Genomic DNA, 16670 nt, shown 5'->3' with positions numbered 1-16670 from the left:
GGAGGACCGCACGGCCGGTCTTGCGTGCACGCATCGGGGCGGCGGCCACCTTCGGTCGCCGGGACCTCCTCGGTGGTGCAGGAGGCGGCGTCGATCGGCACCAGCAGGATCGCACCCCCGCCGTGACCGCGGCCCGGGCGCAGTCGGGGCGAACACCTCGTAGAAGATCATCTCACCCAGTCGACCGGCCTGGGTGCGCAGCACCCCCCGCCACGCCCCGGGCCGGCAGCGCGCCGTCGGGACTTCACGCCACCGCAGCGCCCCGGAACCCGTCCTGGTGGATCTCGATCAGCCCGGCGACCACTGTGCCCCGGCCCGCCGGGGCACATCTGCGACCCCAGCAGCTTCGGGTGTTCCGGCGACGGGGCCGGTGACGCCCAAGCTGCGGGCCCGTCGGCCACAGCGTCGACGGACGCGGCGTGCGCCAGCTGGGTAATCCCGCTCAGGTCGGCCTGAGAGTCGGCTCCCGCGGTCAGCCCGGCCGACAGGGCGGTGTCACCGTCGGACCAGGCTGCCGTCGCCACGTCCACGCAGACGAGATCCCGAGGAACGGGTGGTTGGCGCAGGCGGAGGGCACGACCTAGATTGGGCGGGGCCGGGGCCGGGGGCGGGGGCCGCCGGCGAGGACCTGCCGGTGACAACCGGCGTCTACGGTCGCCGAGGCGACGCACACCTCGGTGCGGCCGGGGACGGGAGATCGTCAAGGGATGACTGTCGTGGGCCGTCGGGTCCGAACCAGGTACGGATCCCGAGCCGCCTTCTGGCTCACACCACTCGGGGTGGCCGTGCTCGTCGGCGTGGCCGCCGTGCTGGCCGTCGGGGCTGTCATGACTGTGCCCTCAACCGGCCACCCCACCCCCGACATCCGGGTGGGGTGGGTGCTGCCGGCCAGCCGGCTTGTCTCCGATGTCAGCGGAGCTGTCACCGTGGGCTGTCTGGTCGCGGCTGGATTGCTGGTGCCCGGGGCCCGGTTCGTCAGCCCGGCGGGATATCAGTGGCTGCGGGCCGCGACCTGGTCCGCCGCCTTCTGGGCGCTGGCCGGGGCGCTGGCCCTGCCGGGCCTGCTGGCCGAGTTCCTCGACTCCGGTCTCGGCCAGGCGTCGCCGGTGGCCCTGTTCAGCTTCGTCCGCGACGTGCCCGAGGGGCGGGCGCAGGCGGCAGTGGTGCTGCTGACAGGACTGGTCGCGGTGGCCAGCCGCACGGTGCTGACCATGGCGGGCACCCGGGCGATGCTGCTGGTGTCCCTCCTGGCGACCGTGCCACCGGCCGTCATCGAGTACCTGGAGGACGACGGCAGCCGCGTCCTCAATGTCGCCGCCCTGGTCGGCATGATGCTGCACATCGCCGGGGCGCTGGCCTGGTCCGGCGCGCTCGTCGCCCTGCTGCTGCTCGGTAGCGGACCCGAGCGAACTCTCGCCGTGCGCCGGTTCAGTCGGGTCGCGCCGCTGCTCGTGCTCGCTGTGGGAGTGAGCGGGCTGCTCAGTGCGGCCGTCGTGCTGGAGGCACCGGGCCAGCTCCTCAGCACGGATTTCGGCCGCCTCGTGCTGCTGAAGGCCCTTGCGCTGGGTGGGCTGGTCACCGTCGGTTGGTGGCATCGGCACCGCTCGCTGCCGGCCCTCGACGCCGGAGACCGCTGGGTGTTCCGGCGCGTCGCCTGGGTGGAGCTGATGATCTTCGCGGCGACCATGGGACTGGCGGTGGCGCTGTCCCGGACGCCGGCGCCCGATGTGGACGAGCCGAGCGCGGTCGGCGCAGCGTCCGTCGTCGTGACAGCGGTGTGAGGTGGGGTGAGGATCAGCCGGTGGGCCCTCGCCCGGCCCGGGCTCGGCCGGGCCGTTGGTTCGTGAGCGGGGTTCACGGCCGACGAGGATCGAGTCGAGCACCTAGGTGTACCCGGCCAGGACCTCGGTGACAGGCGGGTAGTTGATCTTTGGGGGGGCCTCCGGGTGAGGTGTGGCTTGTCGAAGGTCACGCCCACCACCCGGAGGTCCTGGTGTCGCACGCTAACGCCCGTCTGAACGTCCTTCGCCCGTACCCTGATCGTCACCCGGTTTGGACGGATGTCGTATCAAGGCCCGCTGGCGGAGGTTCTGAGGCACGGCAGGGCGCTGCGATGGACCACGACGGCGAGCCGCCGGCCCGCAGCACGTTCGTCCAGCGCCTTCAGCGAACGGTCGCCGACTCAGCTGGGTTGGCAGCGCGCAGGTGGGGTGCGGGCTCCTGTCGGGGCTTCCGGCACCCCAGGCGCAGCACGACGCCGAGCCTGGACCGACTCAACTGCTCGATCTTCAACCCGGCGGCGCGCACGGCCATCTCGGGGCGGCGGAGCAGGTGATCCGCCGCTACCCGGACGACGAGTGGATCCAGCATCCGTTGCACCGCCCGCACCCTCGGCGAGGGGCTGGCGACGTGGTCCAGCAGCACCAGCCGGCCACCGGGACGCAGCACCCGGGCCATCTCCAGGACCGCGGCCTCGTCGTCCGGGATGCTGCACAGGGCCAGGGTGGCGATCACCGTGTCGAAACTGGCGTCCGGGAACGGCAGCTGTTGCGCGTCGCCCTGCTGCAGATCGACCGGCCGCCCCAGCCGCGCGGCGAGGGCCCGGACGCGGTCGACCCTGGCCGGACTGAGATCGAGGCCGGTGAGTCGGACATCCGCGGGCGTGCCCACAAGCCCATTCCCGGTCGCCGGAGACGAGGAGCCGCTCGGCGACGGCGATGATCTTGTCGTAGTGGTGAGCCTGCCGGTCGTAGATCGCGCGAACCCCGCGCGGTGTCCGTCCGTGCCGGGGGGTCGGTCGCGACGCCGGAGAAGCACTCACTGCCTTTCCTTGGTGGCTGTCGCTGCGGGCTGCCGGCGACCGGCGTCAGCCGAGGGACGCGGTGGCCGTGGTCCGACGTCTGCAACCCGCGGGTCGGTTGCAGGCAACGTGACCGTGAGTATCGCGCCCCCGGACTCGGCGTTGGCGGCAACGATCGTGCCGCCGTGCGCGTGGACGAGTGCGGCGACGACGGCCAGCCCGATGCCGGAGCCGTTGGCGCGGGCTCCGCTGCCGCGGAAGTAGCGGTCGAAGACCCGGGGGATCTCCTCCGCCGGAATCCCCGGCCCGTCGTCGCGGACCGTCATCTGGACCTGGTGGTTGCTGCAGCCTGTGCTGACATCGACGCGCCCGCCGGCAGGGACGAACTTGGCCGCATTCGTGAGCAGATTGGTGACCACCTGTGCGAGCCGGACAGGGTCGCCGGTGACCTGGGCCGGCGCGAGTCGGAGTGCCACCTGCAGCTGTCGCTCGGCGAAGCGCGGCTCCAGTCCGGCGACGACGGATCGAACGACGTCGGGGAGATCCACTCGAATGCGTTGCAGCGAGAAGGAGACCGCATCAGCGCTGGTCATCGTCTCCAGGTCGGCGACCAGGCGGCCCAGGCGCATGGTCTCCTCGTGCAGCGAGGAGATCATCTCCGGTGTCGCGTCGAGGACGCCGTCCTGGACGGCCTCCAGCTGGCTGCGCAAGATCGCCAGCGGCGTGCGCAGCTCGTGGGCGACGTCGGCGGCGAAGGACTGCCGAAGGGACTCCTGCTGCTCGGCAGAGGAGGCCAGTTCGTTGAAGGCTCGCGCCAGCTCGGCTACCTCGTCCTCGCCGGTCACCGCGGCTCTCCGGCTGCGCTCACCGCTGCGCAGGTCGTGCGCCGCGGCGGTCAGTTCGGCGACCGGCCTGGTGATGCGTCGGGCGAGCAGCAGGCCCAGCACGGACGCGACCACGGCCACCGCGAGACCACCGGCCAGCATCAGGCCGTTGACACTCGTGCGGAAGTCCTGGTCGGCCACCGGCACGCTGCCTTCCGCAAGGGCCATCACCAACGTGCCCCGGGGTTGTCCGTCGATCGTGACCGGAACATCAACCGGCTCGGCCAGCGGCCCGGAGCCCATCATCCGCTGATGCATCGCGGCCATCCCGGCCGTGTCGCTGCCGGCGGTCGGCCAGATCAGCTGGCCGGCCGGATCGAGCAGGCGCACGTCGGCGCCGGCCATGGCCAGGCCCGGTCCCAGCTGCTCCAGGCGGTCGACGTCCCAACCACCGGCCGGGGAGAATGCGGTGGTCACCGCAGCGGAGATCTGCTCGATCCGGGCGGTCCGTTGCTGGTCGAGGTAGGAGTCGAAGCGACTCCGGAATGCGAGGTTCACCAGCAGTGCGGCGAGCAGCGCGGCCACGACGGCGATCACCGCGAAGCCCAGTCCCAGACGCCGCCCCAGTGAGCTACGCATCGGGGCGCGCACCGAACTTGTAACCCACGCCTGGCACGGTGACGACGAACGTCGGCTCACGGGGGTCGTCACCGAGCTTGCGGCGCAGGTTCTTCACGTGCGCGTCGACGGTCCGCTCGTATCCTTCGTAGCCCTGCCCTTGGACGCGGCTGACCAGCTCGTACCGCGACCACACACGACCGGGGCGCGACGACAGGGTCACCAGGAGATCGAACTCGGTGCGGGTGAGGTCCAGCGGAGCAGCGTCGAGGACGGCCTCCCGGCTCTCCCGGTCCAGTGACAGGCGGCCGCCGAGGAAAGTGGGGATCCGGCCGTCCGGGCCTATACCGCCCCGACGGAGCACGGCCTCGACCCGGGCGACGAGTTCCCGGGGGCTGAAGGGCTTGGTCACGTAGTCGTCGGCGCCCAGCCGCAGGCCTGCGATCCGGTCCCCCTCGCTGGCCCGTGCGGTCAGCATGATCACCGGGATCTCACTGGACCTGCGCAGCAGGCGTAGCAGCTCCTCACCCGGGATGTCGGGGAGCCCCAGGTCCAGGACCAGCAGGTCCGGGCTGAGCCGCTCGGCCGTCTCCAGCGCAGCCAGTCCGGTGTCGGCCTGCAGGACCCGGAAGCCCTCGCGCCGCAGATAGGCACTGACGAGCTCCCGGATCTTGTCCTCGTCGTCGACGACGAGCACCGTGGCCAGGTTCCTGTCGGGTGCGCCTTCTGTGGTTCGCACCATCTCAGCCGGCCCTGGTCAGGGTCGGGGAGCGGCGGAACCGGTCGGCCCGGTCGGCGACCAGGAGGCCAACTCCCCCGGCCACCAGCGCCAGGGACCACGACCGGGGCTGCGTCAGGCCCAGTGTCATCGGCGTCCATCGGCTGCGCAGTTCCCACAGCAGCCCCCCGAGGGCGATGGCGACGACCGCCTCGTAGAGCGCCGTCGGGTGGACAGGGACGGTGGTGGGCATCGTCCCGTTCGGGAAGGCCATGGCCCACGGTAACTCCGCCGATGTCCCGTAGGTGCCGTCCCCGGACAGGAGGCAGCCGGTGCGGCCGACCCCGTAGGCGAAGGACGGCGGCGCAGCGACGATTCCGGCCAGCGGCACCAGCGGCATTCCGCACCGCCGGGCCAGGACCACGACCGTCAGCGCACCGGCGATGAGACCGCCGTACCAGGTGAAGCCGGACGATCCGAAGGAGAGCGGGGAAAGGCTTCCGGCGTGCTCGGCCAGGTAATACAGCTCGCCAGCCACGAAGCCCAGGACCGTGGCCCAGACGACAAGCGACCACGCTCGGTCGGGATCCCAGCCCAGCCGACGGAGCTCCCGGGCCGAGAGGTAGCAGGCGAGCAGGGCAGCGGCCACCTTGCTCGCGTCGTAGCTGTTGATCGGGAAGCCGAGCATCTCGAACAGGACGGGCCGCACCGGATGTTGCCCTTCTCGTCGTCGTCGTCGTCGTCGCGCTGCCCGCAGGCAGCACAGCCGGCGGCACCGGGCTCCTGCGGGGCGTCAGCTCAGGGGCGTCAGCCGCCGACGGCGGGCACCGTCACGGCGTGCCGGGGTCGTTCTGCCCACCGGCGCCGCCCCCGTTCCCCATGTCCCCGNCCGGACGCATCGGGTACCGGGTCGGACATGGGCACGATGATGAACGCCGGGTCGTTCATCATCCTGCCCACGTCCGTGCCGGCGTTCATCGAGGGGATGAAGACGCTGATGTCGGAGATGATGTCGGACTCCCCGATGCCGGAGCAGATGCGTTCACTGATGGAGGGCATGGGGGGCATGTCCGGCGGGGACATGCCCCCCATGCCCTCCATCAGTGAACGCATCTGCTCCTGCATCTGGGAGTCCGACATCATGTCCGACATCAGCGTCTTCATCCCCTCGATGAACGCCGGGTCGTTCATCATCGTGCCCATGTCCGACCCGGACCCCGAGGTGTCCGAGTCCGAACTGGCCAACGCCGCGGCTGGGATCCCGATGATGGCGCCTCCGACGACCACGCCGGCTGCCAAGGTGACGATCGATCGCTTGTTCATGCCTGTCTCCTTCTCGATGGGCGGATCACCTGTGCGGTGACCTGACTCGAGAGTGCCCGCGGTGTGTGAAGAACGTGTGCGCTCGCCGCGTGGATCCGACGCGGTTGCGCCGGGGCCGCACCCCGGACCGGGGCCGACCACGGATACCACGGGGCGCCGGCCCCCGGCGTCCGCGATGATCAGCGACTTCCCGGGGACGGGCCAGTGACAGGCTCCGCCTGCTCCCGACGAGCAGGCTGACGGTGCGTGTTCGTCGTGTCGTCGTCCGTCAGCAGGGACGTCGCGCTGATCAGCGACACACCCGGCACGACGTTCGTCCAGCTGAGGCCGGCTTGCCGGTGGTGGGCCGTCGTGGTCCTTCGCCGACGTCAGCGAGCGCCCAGCGACGTCTCCACCACGGGCGCGAGGCTCACCACGATGACTCCGAGGACGAGCACCCCCACCCCGCCCGCGACGGCGGCTGCTGTCGCGAACGGCGCGAGCCCCGCGGCCGGTTCCATCGAGTCGTCCCGGCGGAAGGCCGGGCCCAGCCAGCGCAGGTAGTAGAAGAGACTGGCCACGGTGTTGACCGCGGCGATGACGACGAGCCAGGCGAAGCCGCCGTCCCAGGCGACGGTGAACACGCCGAGCTTGCTGAGGAACACCGCGGTCGGCGGGGTGCCGACCAGGCTGAGCAGGCTCACCACGAGGGCGGACCCCAGCCAGGGATGAGTGGTCGCCAGGCCCGTGTAGTCCTCGACGGTGCGTCGTCCCGGCGCGGCGGCGATGACGGCGAAGGCGGTGAGGTTCGTGACGGCGTAGCCGCCCAGGTAGACCAGCAGCGCGGGCAGGGCGGCCGCCGTCCCACCGACGACGGCGACGGGAAGGAGCAGGTAGCCGACCTGGCTGACCGTCGACCAGCCGAGCAGGCGCCGGACGTCGGTCTGGGCTAAGGCCGCGAGGTTGCCCACGGTCATGGTGACCGCGGCGAGGACGGCGACGAGCAGCGGCCAGTCCACCGAGTCCGGCATCACGGTCATCAGCCGGTACGCCGCGAGAAGCGCGCCCAGCTTGGGGATCGTGGTGAGGAACGCCGCGGCGGGCGTGCCCGCGGCCTGGGCTGCGTCGGGCACCCAGAAGTGCCCTGGTACGCCGCCGGCCTTGAACATCAACCCGCCCAGGACGGCGAGGAGGCCGAACGCGACGGCGGCGGCCGGCGCACGGGCGAGGCCCAGGGCGAGCTCGGGGTAGGCGGTCGCGCCGCCCACGCCGTAGAGCACGCTGACGCCGAGCATGAGGACGATGCCGAACAGTGCGCCCAGCAGGTAGGTCTTCATCGCCGCCTCGGCCGCGCCGGGCGAGCGCAGCATCCCGATCAGGCCGTAGAGGGGGATGCTGCCCAGCAGGAAGCTGGCGACGAGTACGAGCAGATCGGTGGTGCTGCCCATCACCACCGCGCCCAGTGCGCTGAGCAGCAGCAGGGCGTAGGTCTCACTCTCCCGGCGGGTGCCGGCGAGCTCGTCGACGCCCAGCCCGATGACGAGCAGGGTGGCGGCGACGACGACCAGCCGGAGGAACACCGTGCCGGTGTCGATGATGAAGGTCGTCCCGTAGACGGACTGGATCGGATCGCCGAGTGCTGCGGCGGCGGCGATGCCCGCGCCGAGCAGTGCCGCCACGGCGACCAGCCGGGCGATCCACTGCCGGTGCCGGGGCAGGAAGGAGCCGGCCAGGAGCGTGAGCACCGCGCCGAGGATCAGGAAGATCTCCGGGAGCAGGGCGAGGGGTTTCTCGTCTGACACGATGCGCCTACCGGCTGACCAGTTCGACCACGGCGGCCGAGCCGGGGGCGATCAGGTCCAGCAGCGGCCACGGGACGACACCGATGAACAAGGCGAGCACCAGCAGCCCCGCGATCGGCAGGGTCTCGCGCAGGTGCAGATCGGGAAACCCGACGGCCCGGCCCCCCACGGTGCCGGTGAGCAGCTTCTGAGCCGAGCGGAGGAACAGTGCGGCGGTGATCAGGATGCCGGGCAGCGCGAGGGCGGCGACCCAGGTGGCGCCGATGCTGCCGGCGAAGACCTGGAACTCGGCGATGAACCCGCTGAATGCCGGCAGGCCCAGCGAGGCGAACCCCCCGATGGCGAACAGCGTCGCGAACCGCGGGGCCGGGTCGGCCAGGCCGCCGAACTCACCCATCTCATAGGTCTCGCGGCGGTCGTACAGGACCCCGGCCAGCAGGAACAGCGCCGCGGTGATCAGGCCGTGGCTGACCATCTGGGTGACCGCGCCGACGACCGCCAGCTCGCGGGCCGCGGCCGTGTCGTCGGCGAGGATCCCGGCGGCGCCGACGGCCACGACGACGTAGCCCATGTGGTTGACCGAGGTGTAGGCGATCATCCGCTTGACGTTGCTCTGCGCCAGGGCCACGAGTGCGCCGTACAGCACCGAGACGATCCCGACGATCAGGATGACCCAGGACCACGCCTGCCACGCCTCGGGCAGCACCGGCATGGCGATCCGGACGAAGCCGTAGGTGCCCATCTTCAGCAGGATCGCGGCCAGCACGGCCGAGCCGACGGCGCTGGCGTCGGTGTGCGCCGGCGGCAGCCAGGTGTGGAAGGGCACGGTCGGGGTCTTGACGGCCAGACCGAGCAGGATCGCGGCAAGCACCAGCCCGCCGACGACGGGGCGCCCGGCCAGCGGCGCGGCGGCCACCAGCTCGGGGATGTCGAAGGTGTGCGGATCGGCGGCCAGGTAGAGGCCGATGAACCCTAGCAGCAGGGCCAGGCTGCCCAGGAAGGTGTAAAGGAAGAACTTCAGCGCCGAGCGGGCCGCGTTGCCGTGTCCCCACCCGGCGATGGCGAAGTACATGCCGACGATCGACAGGTCGAAGAACAGGAAGAACAGAATGAGGTCCTGGGCGACGAACAGGCCCAGGGACACCGACTGCAGGAAGAGGAACAGCGCCGCCTGCTGACGCGGCCGGCGGTCCTCGCGGATCGCATACACCGCGCAGGCGGTGAAGACCACCGCGGTCAGGGCGACCAGCGGCAGGGACAACCCGTCGACGCCGACGTGGTAGCTGCTGTTGACCGACGGGATCCAGCGCAGCCGTTCCTCGAAGGCCAGGCCGCCGTCCGGGGGCGTGTCGTATCCGGCGACGAGCACCCCGATGAGGAGGAGCTCGGCGACGGTGACCACCAGCCAGGACCAGCGGGCGGCACGGTCGGGCATGGCGGGCAGCACCGCCAGGATCAGGGCCGCGGCGAGGGGCAGGAATACGATCAGGCTGAGCACGAAAGCGCTCCCTTCCTGCAGATGTCCGACAGTCGTCCTCCGGGTGTCCCGTTGTGGGAGCGGGTCGCCGTCATATGAGCACCACCAGCAACAGGACCAGACCTGCGCCCAGAACCACGGCGGCCTGGATGTAGTACTCGTGCAGCTGGCCGGTCTGGGTTCGCCGGACCAGGCCGCCGAGCCGGCGGGTCCCGGTGGCCACCCCCTGGACCGCGCGGTCGACGCCGCGATCGTCGACCTCGGCGGCGACCGTTGCGGCGCGGACGGTGCCAGGGCCGGTGGCGTCCACCGCCCGGTCGAGCACCCGGTCGTCGAAGCGGGCCAGCGCCTCGGCCACTTGCAGCACCGGCCGGACGACCAGCGCCTGCGTCGCCGGCCCGAGCCCCAGCCACCGCGCGGCCCAGCGCGGCTCGGGCAGCGGCCAGCGGGCCACGGCCAGCACCACCACGACGGCCAGCACGGCCGAGATCGCAAGCTCCAGGACGCCGGGCCTGGGGGCCGCGGTCTCACCGAGGGCACGGCGGAGAGCCTCGCCGACGGGCGGCCAGACGAGCAGCCCCAGGACGGCAGCGCCACCGGCCAGGACCACCAGGGAGATTTTCTCCGCGACGCCGACGTGCCTGGTGCCTTCCTGCTCGGTGTCGTACCCGGCCTCGGCATCGGCGGGCCGGTCCCGCCAGACGATCCACAGCACCTTGCCGGCGTAGGCGGCCGACAGCGCGGCGGCGGCCAGGCCGACGAGGTAGAGCGCCAGGGACTGCTCCCGCGCGGCGGCGAGGACGTCGTCCTTGGTGGCCCACAGCGACAGCGGCACCACCCCGGCCAGCGACAACGCACCGATCGCGGCGGCCACGCCGACGACCGGCCAGCGCCGCGCGGCGCCGCGCAGGGCGGACAGCTGCTTGGTGCCCAGGGCGGTCAGCCAGGCCCCGGCGACAAGGAACAGCAGTGCCTTGGTCGCGGCGTGCGCCACCAGCTGCGCGACGCCGCCGGACACGTTCGCGACACCGGCGGCGAGCACGACGAAGCCCAGCTGCGCGGAGGTGGAGGCGGCCAGCAGCTGCTTGAGATCGCTTTGTGCAACGGCGACCGCACCGAGGGCGAGCGCGGTGAGCGCACCAATCCAGGCCGTCGTGGTCGCCGCCCACCCGGTGGCCGCCAGCAGGGGCTCGATGCGCAGGAGCAGGTAGCCGCCCATCGCCACCATGGCGGCGGAGTGCAGCAGGGCGCTGACCGGGCTGGGGCCCTCCATCGCCCGGGACAACCAGAAGGAGAAGGGCAGCTGTGCGGCCTTGCCCAGCGCCGCGACCAGGATCCCGGCAGTCACGACGTCCCGCCAGGGGTCGGCCGCGCCGGGCAGGTCAGCCAGCACCAGACTGCTGCCACCGGCGAGGGCGGCGCCGGCGGCAAGGTAGAGCCCGAGGTCGGCGGTGCGGGTGGTGAGGAACGCCGTCGTCCCGGCCGAGACCCGGTCGGGCTCGCGCCACCAGTAGCCGATCAGCGCGAACGACGTCGCCCCCATGATCTCCCAGGAGAACAGCAGAGCCGGCAGTGTCGTGGCGGTTGCGGTGATCCCGACCGCGGCGGCGAACAGCAGCATCAGGCCGTGGAAGCGGGCCGGCCGGTCATCGATGTCCGCGGTGGCGAACAGCAGCACCAGCAGGGTCACCGCCGCGACCGTCACGACGACGACCGCCGAGAGCGCGTCGACGGCCAGGCCGAAGTCGGCGCCGGGCAGGAACGGCACGGCGGTCTGCGGGCGCAGCACCGCCACGGCGATCGCGGCGCCGAGGGCCAGCGCGGCCGCAGTGACGGACACGGCCGGCGCCGGACGGTCCGCGCGCCGCCCGACCAGGCACAACGCGGCACCGGCGACCGCCGGGAGGACGATGAAGGTCCACAGCAGGACCACGCCGGCGGTGCTCGTCCCCGTTGCACCGCTCACTGCGACAGATCCGTGGCCATGTCGGTCATGTCGGCGTCACGGCTGCGGTGCAGCAGGGTGGCGACCCCGAAACCCATGGCCATCTCCACGGTCATCGCGGTGATCACCACGAGCAGGAGGACCTGCCCGTCGGGGGCGGGGGAGAGGAACCACCAGAAGCCCGCGGCGGCCAGGATGACGCCGTTGAGCATGAGTTCCAGGCCCATCATGACCATGACGACGACCTGCTGGGAGATCGCGCCGTACAGACCCACGCTGAACAGCGCAGCGGCGACCAGGAGCACGGTCTGCAAGGTCATCGCTGCACCCCCTCGGGCCGGCGGGCCGTGGCAGAGCGCCGACGCAGGTCGTCGCCGAGCCGGTCGTAGCGGCCGCTGGGGGCAGCGAGCACGATCGCGGCGACGATGGTGGCGAAGAGAACCGGGCTGACCGTGATCATCACCAGCATCTTCGGGCCCATGAGCGCTTCGCCGAGGGCGACGGTGAGGTCGGTACCGGTGACGCCCCGGCGGCTGGGCCACGGGATGAACAGCGCACCGGTGGCCAGGACGGCGAACGTGCCGACGGCGACGGACAGGGCGCCCTTTGCGCTGTGCACCATGTTCATCGGCATGAGTGCCGGGTTCATGCCCATGAACATGATCATGTAGATGGCCATGATCGCCATCTCCATGACCATCATCAGCACGGTGATGACCCCGATGAACTCGAGATTCATCAGCAGCAGGCTCAGGCCGACCGCGACGAACGAGGCGGCCAGGGCGTAGGTGGCGCGGGCCATGGAGTCGACCACGAAGACCGCGACCCCGGCGGCGACGGCGATCACGGCCAGTACCCAGAAGACGATGTCGGTGAGCATCTCAGCCTCTTCCCACGACGACGACGGAGACGATGAGAACCTGGAGCAGGACCAGCGGCAGCACGACCAGCCAGGCAGCCGCGGCGATGCGGTCGGGGCGCAGTGCGGGCAGCCGTCGGCGGAGCAGGACCAGGGCGGCCAGGAGAATCCCGGTCTTGACCAGCACCCACAGCCAGGCCGGTAAGACGGGGCCGGCGCCCCCGCCGAGGAAGAGCGTGACGCCGAAGGCTGAACCGGCGGTCAGCAGCGCCCAGCGCCCGGCCAGCAGCAGCCACCGGTCGATCCCGGACGTCTCGGCGAGGACTCCGCCGGCGATGTCGGCGCCGAACGGGGTGCTGAACGGGCCCCACACCGAGAATCCCATCAGGGCAGCGCAGAAGACGAGGAATGCGACCGGCATCCAGACGATGAACCACAGGCCCTGCTGGGCGGTGACGATGTCGCCGACCCGCAGGCTTCCCGCCGCGGTCGCCGGCGCCGTCAGGGCGAACATCAGCGGCAACTCGTAGGACAGTGCCTGGCCGAGGAAGCGGTAGCCGCCGATCAGCGAGTGCGCGCTGTTGGGCCCCCAGCCGGCGAGCCAGACCAGCGCCCAGACCAGGATGTCCATGGCGTTGAACCAGACGAGCCCGACGGACATGTCCGACAACGTCCAGGCACCGAGCGGCACGACGACGATCTTGAGCAGGGCGGTGACCAGCAGGCCCGCACCGGCGGTCCGCCACAGCAGCCGGTCGGCCGCGACGGTCGTTCTCCGGCGCTGGCGCAGCAGCCGAGCGGTCTCCGCCCAGGGCAGACGCAGGCCCTGCTGCCAGGGGTGACCCGCAGCGCGGGCAGCGATGGCACCGTCGAGCCCGGTGGCCACCGTGGCCAGGGCCAGCAGGAGCAGGGCCCCCAGCGGCGCCCAGGCCGCGGACACCTGGACGATCTCGACGGCGTTCATCGCGCCGCCGTCCCGGTCGACAGGTGGGCACCGGTGTCCAGGTCCAGGCTGGCGACCAGCAGCCGGACGGCGCCGATTTCCAGCCCCGGCAGGAGCTCGGCCAGGATCTCCGGGGAGACCGGGGCGGGAAGGCGGTCGCCCTCGAGGGCGGACCGGGCTTCGGTCAGGCAGATCACCAGCCGGTCGTGCACGTCGCCGGTGGCTCGATCGTCGAGCCCGAGCTCCTCGCAGGTGCCGCTGCTGATCGGACCGGTCCCCCGCAACGACCAGCGCAGGACCCATGATCGACGGATCCGGGCGACCAGGCGGTCCACCCCGGCCGCCACACTCGCATCGTCGTTGCCCGCCAGGAGATCGTCCCGCAGCCGGAGCGCATCGGTCGCCCGGGCCTCCCAGCCGGCGAGGTACAACAGCCGGGCTGCTCGGTCCAACCGGTCCACCGCGGACGCACCGGGCATCGGCGGATCGGGGACCGCATCGACGGCAGCGCCGAGCACCTCCGGTCGGGCCTCCGTCACGACGTCCCCCGACAGGGTGCAGTGCAGGAGTAGGCCGGCTGGCCAGTGCGGGAGAACTGGTCCCAGCGGTACGTGGAGGACGTCCATCTCGAGGCCGTCCCGGTCCTGCGCCCCACCTGCGAGCGGAATCCCACCCGGCTCCATGTCCATGTCCATGTCGCCGCCACCGTCGTTCATGTCGCTGTCGTTCATGTCGCCGTCCGACCCGTCGGAGGCGTGCTCCTCGTCGGCGTGCTGGTTCTCCGAGCCCCCCGAATCTTCGTCGTCCTCGTCGTGCTCGGCGCGTGTGCCCATGGCCGGGTCGGGCGAGCGCTGTGCCGCGTCCGCCCGCTGGTGGCCGGTGTCGAGCAGCGCGGCGGCAGCCTGCTCCATTGCGGCATCGACCGCGGAGCGCGCCGTCACCGTCGCCCTCGCGCGGGGTCCGGGCACCTGCTCCCAGAGCAGGCCCACAGCCTCGGCCAGACGCGGTCCCGGAGTGCCACAGGTGAGCAGGACATCGGCGTCGGCGGGGGAGGACGCCAGCCGCCAGCCGCGCCGCCGAATGGCGAGCTCCGCGGCGTAGCGGGTAGCAGCCCAGCCGGGGACCTCCACGACCAGCACGCAGGTGCGCCGGACCGCAGCCTCGGCCAGGCGCCGGCTCAGGTCCACTGCAACGCACCCTCACGCCAGGCCCACACGACTCCGACCATGAGGACAATCAAGAAGGCGAACATCTCGACCACCGCGGAGACGCCGACCCGGCCCACCACGGTGGCCCACGGATACATGTAGAGCATCTCCACGTCGAAGGCTAGGAACATCAGGGTCAACGGGTAGTACCGCGCATGGAACCGCGAGAGTGCGTGCTCGGGCGGTCTCCACCCCGATAGGAACGGCAGCGTGGGCAATGACGACGCAGCCACGGACGTCGACCGGTGCACCAGATAGGCGGTGGCGGCACCACCCACCCCGAGCGCCAGCATCACTGCAGCACTGAGAAACACAGCCACCACCTTCTGCTCGCGGCCGGACGCACGTCTGGGACAGTCTGCGGCTGGGCCGCGGGCTGGGCCACCGCTGGGCCGCCGCGACCTACCCGCGTCGGCTACGGATGATGCGAAGGGCTGGCGACTGCCGGGCACCGGGGGAGAGTCCCCTGAAGTGGTGTAGATCGGGCCCTTGATCTTGATGGCCGTGTCGGTCACCGACGCGAAGGGGCCACCGCGTGAAGCTCTGTGAGAACCCGCCAAGGAACTCGCAGAACGGAACACACGATGGCCCTGAACCAGTCTGCCCTGCTCGAGCTGAGCGAGGCACTCCGCACCGCCGACTCCGGTGAGCTGATGCGCCGGCTGCTGCACACCATGCTGCAGGCCCTGATCGACGCCGAGGCAACCGCACAGATCGGCGCCGGCCCGCACGAGCGCACCGGCACCCGCACCACCAGCGCAACGGCACCCGAGACAAGCTCGTCGCCACGACCGCCGGCGACTCGACGGTGAAGATTCCCAAGACACGCACCGGGTCGTTCTTCCCCTCCCTGCTGGCACCTCGACGGCGGATCGACGTCGCGCTGCACGCGGTGGTCATGCAGGCCTGCGTCGAGGGCGTGTCGACCCGCAAGGTCGATGACCTGGTCGCCGCCCTCGGCGTCGAGTCGGGCATCAGCAGAAGCGAAGTCAGTCGGATCTGCGCTGGCCTGGACGCCGACGTCGCCGCCTGGCGGTCCCGGGACCTGGGCGAGCAGCCCTTCCCGTACGTGTTCCTGGACACGACCTACTGCAAGGCCCGGGTCAACCGCCGGGTCGTCTCCCGGGCGGTGGTGATCGCCACCGGGGTGGCCGCTGACGGCCGGCGGGAGGTGCTGGGGGTCGACGTCGGTGACAGCGAGAACGAGGTGTTCTGGACCGACTTCCTACGCTCGCTGCGCGACCGCGGCCTGGGCGGGGTGCAGCTGGTCATCTCCGACTCCCACCGCGGCCTGACCAACGCCATCGGCACCGTGCTGGCCGGCGCGGTCTGGCAGCGGTGCCGGGTGCACTTCATGCGCAACGTCCTCGCGCGCACGACGAAGGGGCAGGCGGAGATGGTCGCCGCGGCGATCCGCACCGTCTTCGCCCAGCCTACCACCGACACCGTGCGCGACGCCCGGGAGGACATCACCGCCTTCGCCGACTTCCCGCAAGCCCACTGGCGCAAGATCTGGTCGACCAACACGCTGGAACGGCTGAACAATGAGGTCAAGCGCCGCACCGACGTCGTCGGCATCTTCCCCGACGACCCCTCCCTGCTGCGGCTGGCCGCCTGCGTGCTCATCGAGGCCCACGACGAGTGGCAGGTCTCAGACCGCCGCTACCTCTCCGAGGCCTCAATGGCGCTACTGACCCCGCCAGCGCCCACCGCACTGCCCACCCGCAACACCGACCCCGGCGAGGTGATCGACAACCCGACCGCGCTGACGGTATAGCCACCCTCACCGCAGAGCAACACGCGACGAGCTACACCACCCCACGGGACGCGATCCGGGTTCCATCCGGCGCGATCACGTCCGCGGCTGCGTGGCGGTAAGGGCTGGCAGTTCGCCCCGACAATCCTCAACCGTGCCCGTGACGAGTACCGGCCGTTAGAGGCGACCGACCCCCTTCTGAGGTCGTAGGTCCCGGCGCCGTCCCACTGTCCTTGCGAGCGACCCGGCGATGGCCGGGACCCCTGAGTCCATAGCCGAGAAGGTGATCGAAGCGCGGCCCCAGCCCTTGCGTTCCAGGTGCGCCGGACCGGAGCGGGCTTGACCCGCGGCTGATGGAAGCTCGCAGCCACCACAAGGTCGAGGTCATGGCGGCACCGCGGTCCGCTCGTACTCAAAC

Annotated in this window: 13 protein-coding genes and 1 pseudogene; 2 read left to right on the top strand and 12 right to left on the bottom strand. The window is 71.5% G+C overall.

Features of this window, described 5'->3' with window-relative positions; genetic code table 11:
• Positions 1–779: 779 nt before the first annotated feature.
• On the top strand, positions 780–1781 hold the full coding sequence (locus LFA75_RS03960) for a CopD family protein (RefSeq protein ID WP_225232394.1): 1002 nt from the start codon (positions 780–782) through the stop codon (positions 1779–1781).
• A gap of 382 nt (positions 1782–2163) precedes the next feature.
• Here the strand turns inward: LFA75_RS03960 and LFA75_RS03955 are convergent, their stop codons facing one another.
• From LFA75_RS03955 to LFA75_RS03900, 12 genes are all read right to left on the bottom strand, one after another.
• Entirely contained in the window at positions 2164–2670 is a 507-nt protein-coding gene (locus LFA75_RS03955; RefSeq protein WP_225232393.1) for a class I SAM-dependent methyltransferase, read from the bottom strand.
• Positions 2671–2817: 147 nt separating this feature from the next.
• Positions 2818–4221, bottom strand: coding sequence for an ATP-binding protein (locus LFA75_RS03950; RefSeq protein WP_225232392.1), 1404 nt, complete (start codon positions 4219–4221; stop codon positions 2818–2820).
• Positions 4222–4255: 34 nt separating this feature from the next.
• A complete protein-coding gene (locus tag LFA75_RS03945; RefSeq protein ID WP_225232391.1) occupies positions 4256–4939 on the bottom strand; it encodes a response regulator transcription factor in 684 nt (227 codons plus the stop codon).
• A 46-nt stretch (positions 4940–4985) separates the two neighbouring features.
• Positions 4986–5669, bottom strand: coding sequence for a prolipoprotein diacylglyceryl transferase (locus LFA75_RS03940; protein WP_225232390.1), 684 nt, complete (start codon positions 5667–5669; stop codon positions 4986–4988).
• 982 nt (positions 5670–6651) lie between these two features.
• Positions 6652–8064, bottom strand: coding sequence for an NADH-quinone oxidoreductase subunit N (locus LFA75_RS03935; RefSeq protein ID WP_225232389.1), 1413 nt, complete (start codon positions 8062–8064; stop codon positions 6652–6654).
• A 7-nt stretch (positions 8065–8071) separates the two neighbouring features.
• Entirely contained in the window at positions 8072–9562 is a 1491-nt protein-coding gene (locus tag LFA75_RS03930; RefSeq protein ID WP_225232388.1) for a complex I subunit 4 family protein, read from the bottom strand.
• A gap of 70 nt (positions 9563–9632) precedes the next feature.
• Positions 9633–11507 (bottom strand): proton-conducting transporter transmembrane domain-containing protein, encoded by a 1875-nt coding sequence (locus LFA75_RS03925; RefSeq protein ID WP_225232387.1) that lies wholly within the window; start codon positions 11505–11507, stop codon positions 9633–9635.
• On the bottom strand, positions 11504–11806 hold the full coding sequence (locus LFA75_RS03920; RefSeq protein WP_225232386.1) for an NADH-quinone oxidoreductase subunit NuoK: 303 nt from the start codon (positions 11804–11806) through the stop codon (positions 11504–11506). The genes LFA75_RS03925 and LFA75_RS03920 overlap by 4 nt, the downstream gene beginning before the upstream one ends.
• A complete protein-coding gene (locus LFA75_RS03915) occupies positions 11803–12366 on the bottom strand; it encodes an NADH-quinone oxidoreductase subunit J (protein ID WP_225232385.1) in 564 nt (187 codons plus the stop codon). The genes LFA75_RS03920 and LFA75_RS03915 overlap by 4 nt, the downstream gene beginning before the upstream one ends.
• A gap of 1 nt (position 12367) precedes the next feature.
• The gene (locus LFA75_RS03910; RefSeq protein ID WP_225232384.1) at positions 12368–13309 is read right to left on the bottom strand and encodes a complex I subunit 1 family protein; all 942 of its coding nucleotides are present in this window, start codon (positions 13307–13309) and stop codon (positions 12368–12370) included.
• Positions 13306–14475 (bottom strand): hypothetical protein, encoded by a 1170-nt coding sequence (locus LFA75_RS03905; protein WP_225232383.1) that lies wholly within the window; start codon positions 14473–14475, stop codon positions 13306–13308. The genes LFA75_RS03910 and LFA75_RS03905 overlap by 4 nt, the downstream gene beginning before the upstream one ends.
• Positions 14466–14810: an NADH-quinone oxidoreductase subunit A gene (locus tag LFA75_RS03900; protein ID WP_225232382.1), complete on the bottom strand. Its 345-nt coding sequence runs from the start codon at positions 14808–14810 to the stop codon at positions 14466–14468. The genes LFA75_RS03905 and LFA75_RS03900 overlap by 10 nt, the downstream gene beginning before the upstream one ends.
• A gap of 270 nt (positions 14811–15080) precedes the next feature.
• Between LFA75_RS03900 and LFA75_RS03895 the strand changes: the two are divergent.
• Positions 15081–16273 (top strand): annotated as a pseudogene (locus tag LFA75_RS03895) (IS256 family transposase).
• Positions 16274–16670: the final 397 nt, after the last annotated feature.

This window comes from Klenkia terrae, assembly GCF_900491935.1.
Classification (GTDB): Bacteria; Actinomycetota; Actinomycetes; order Mycobacteriales; family Geodermatophilaceae; genus Klenkia; species Klenkia terrae.
The sequence above is the reverse complement of the archived record's forward strand: the minus strand, read 5'-3'. Positions and strand labels throughout refer to the sequence as shown.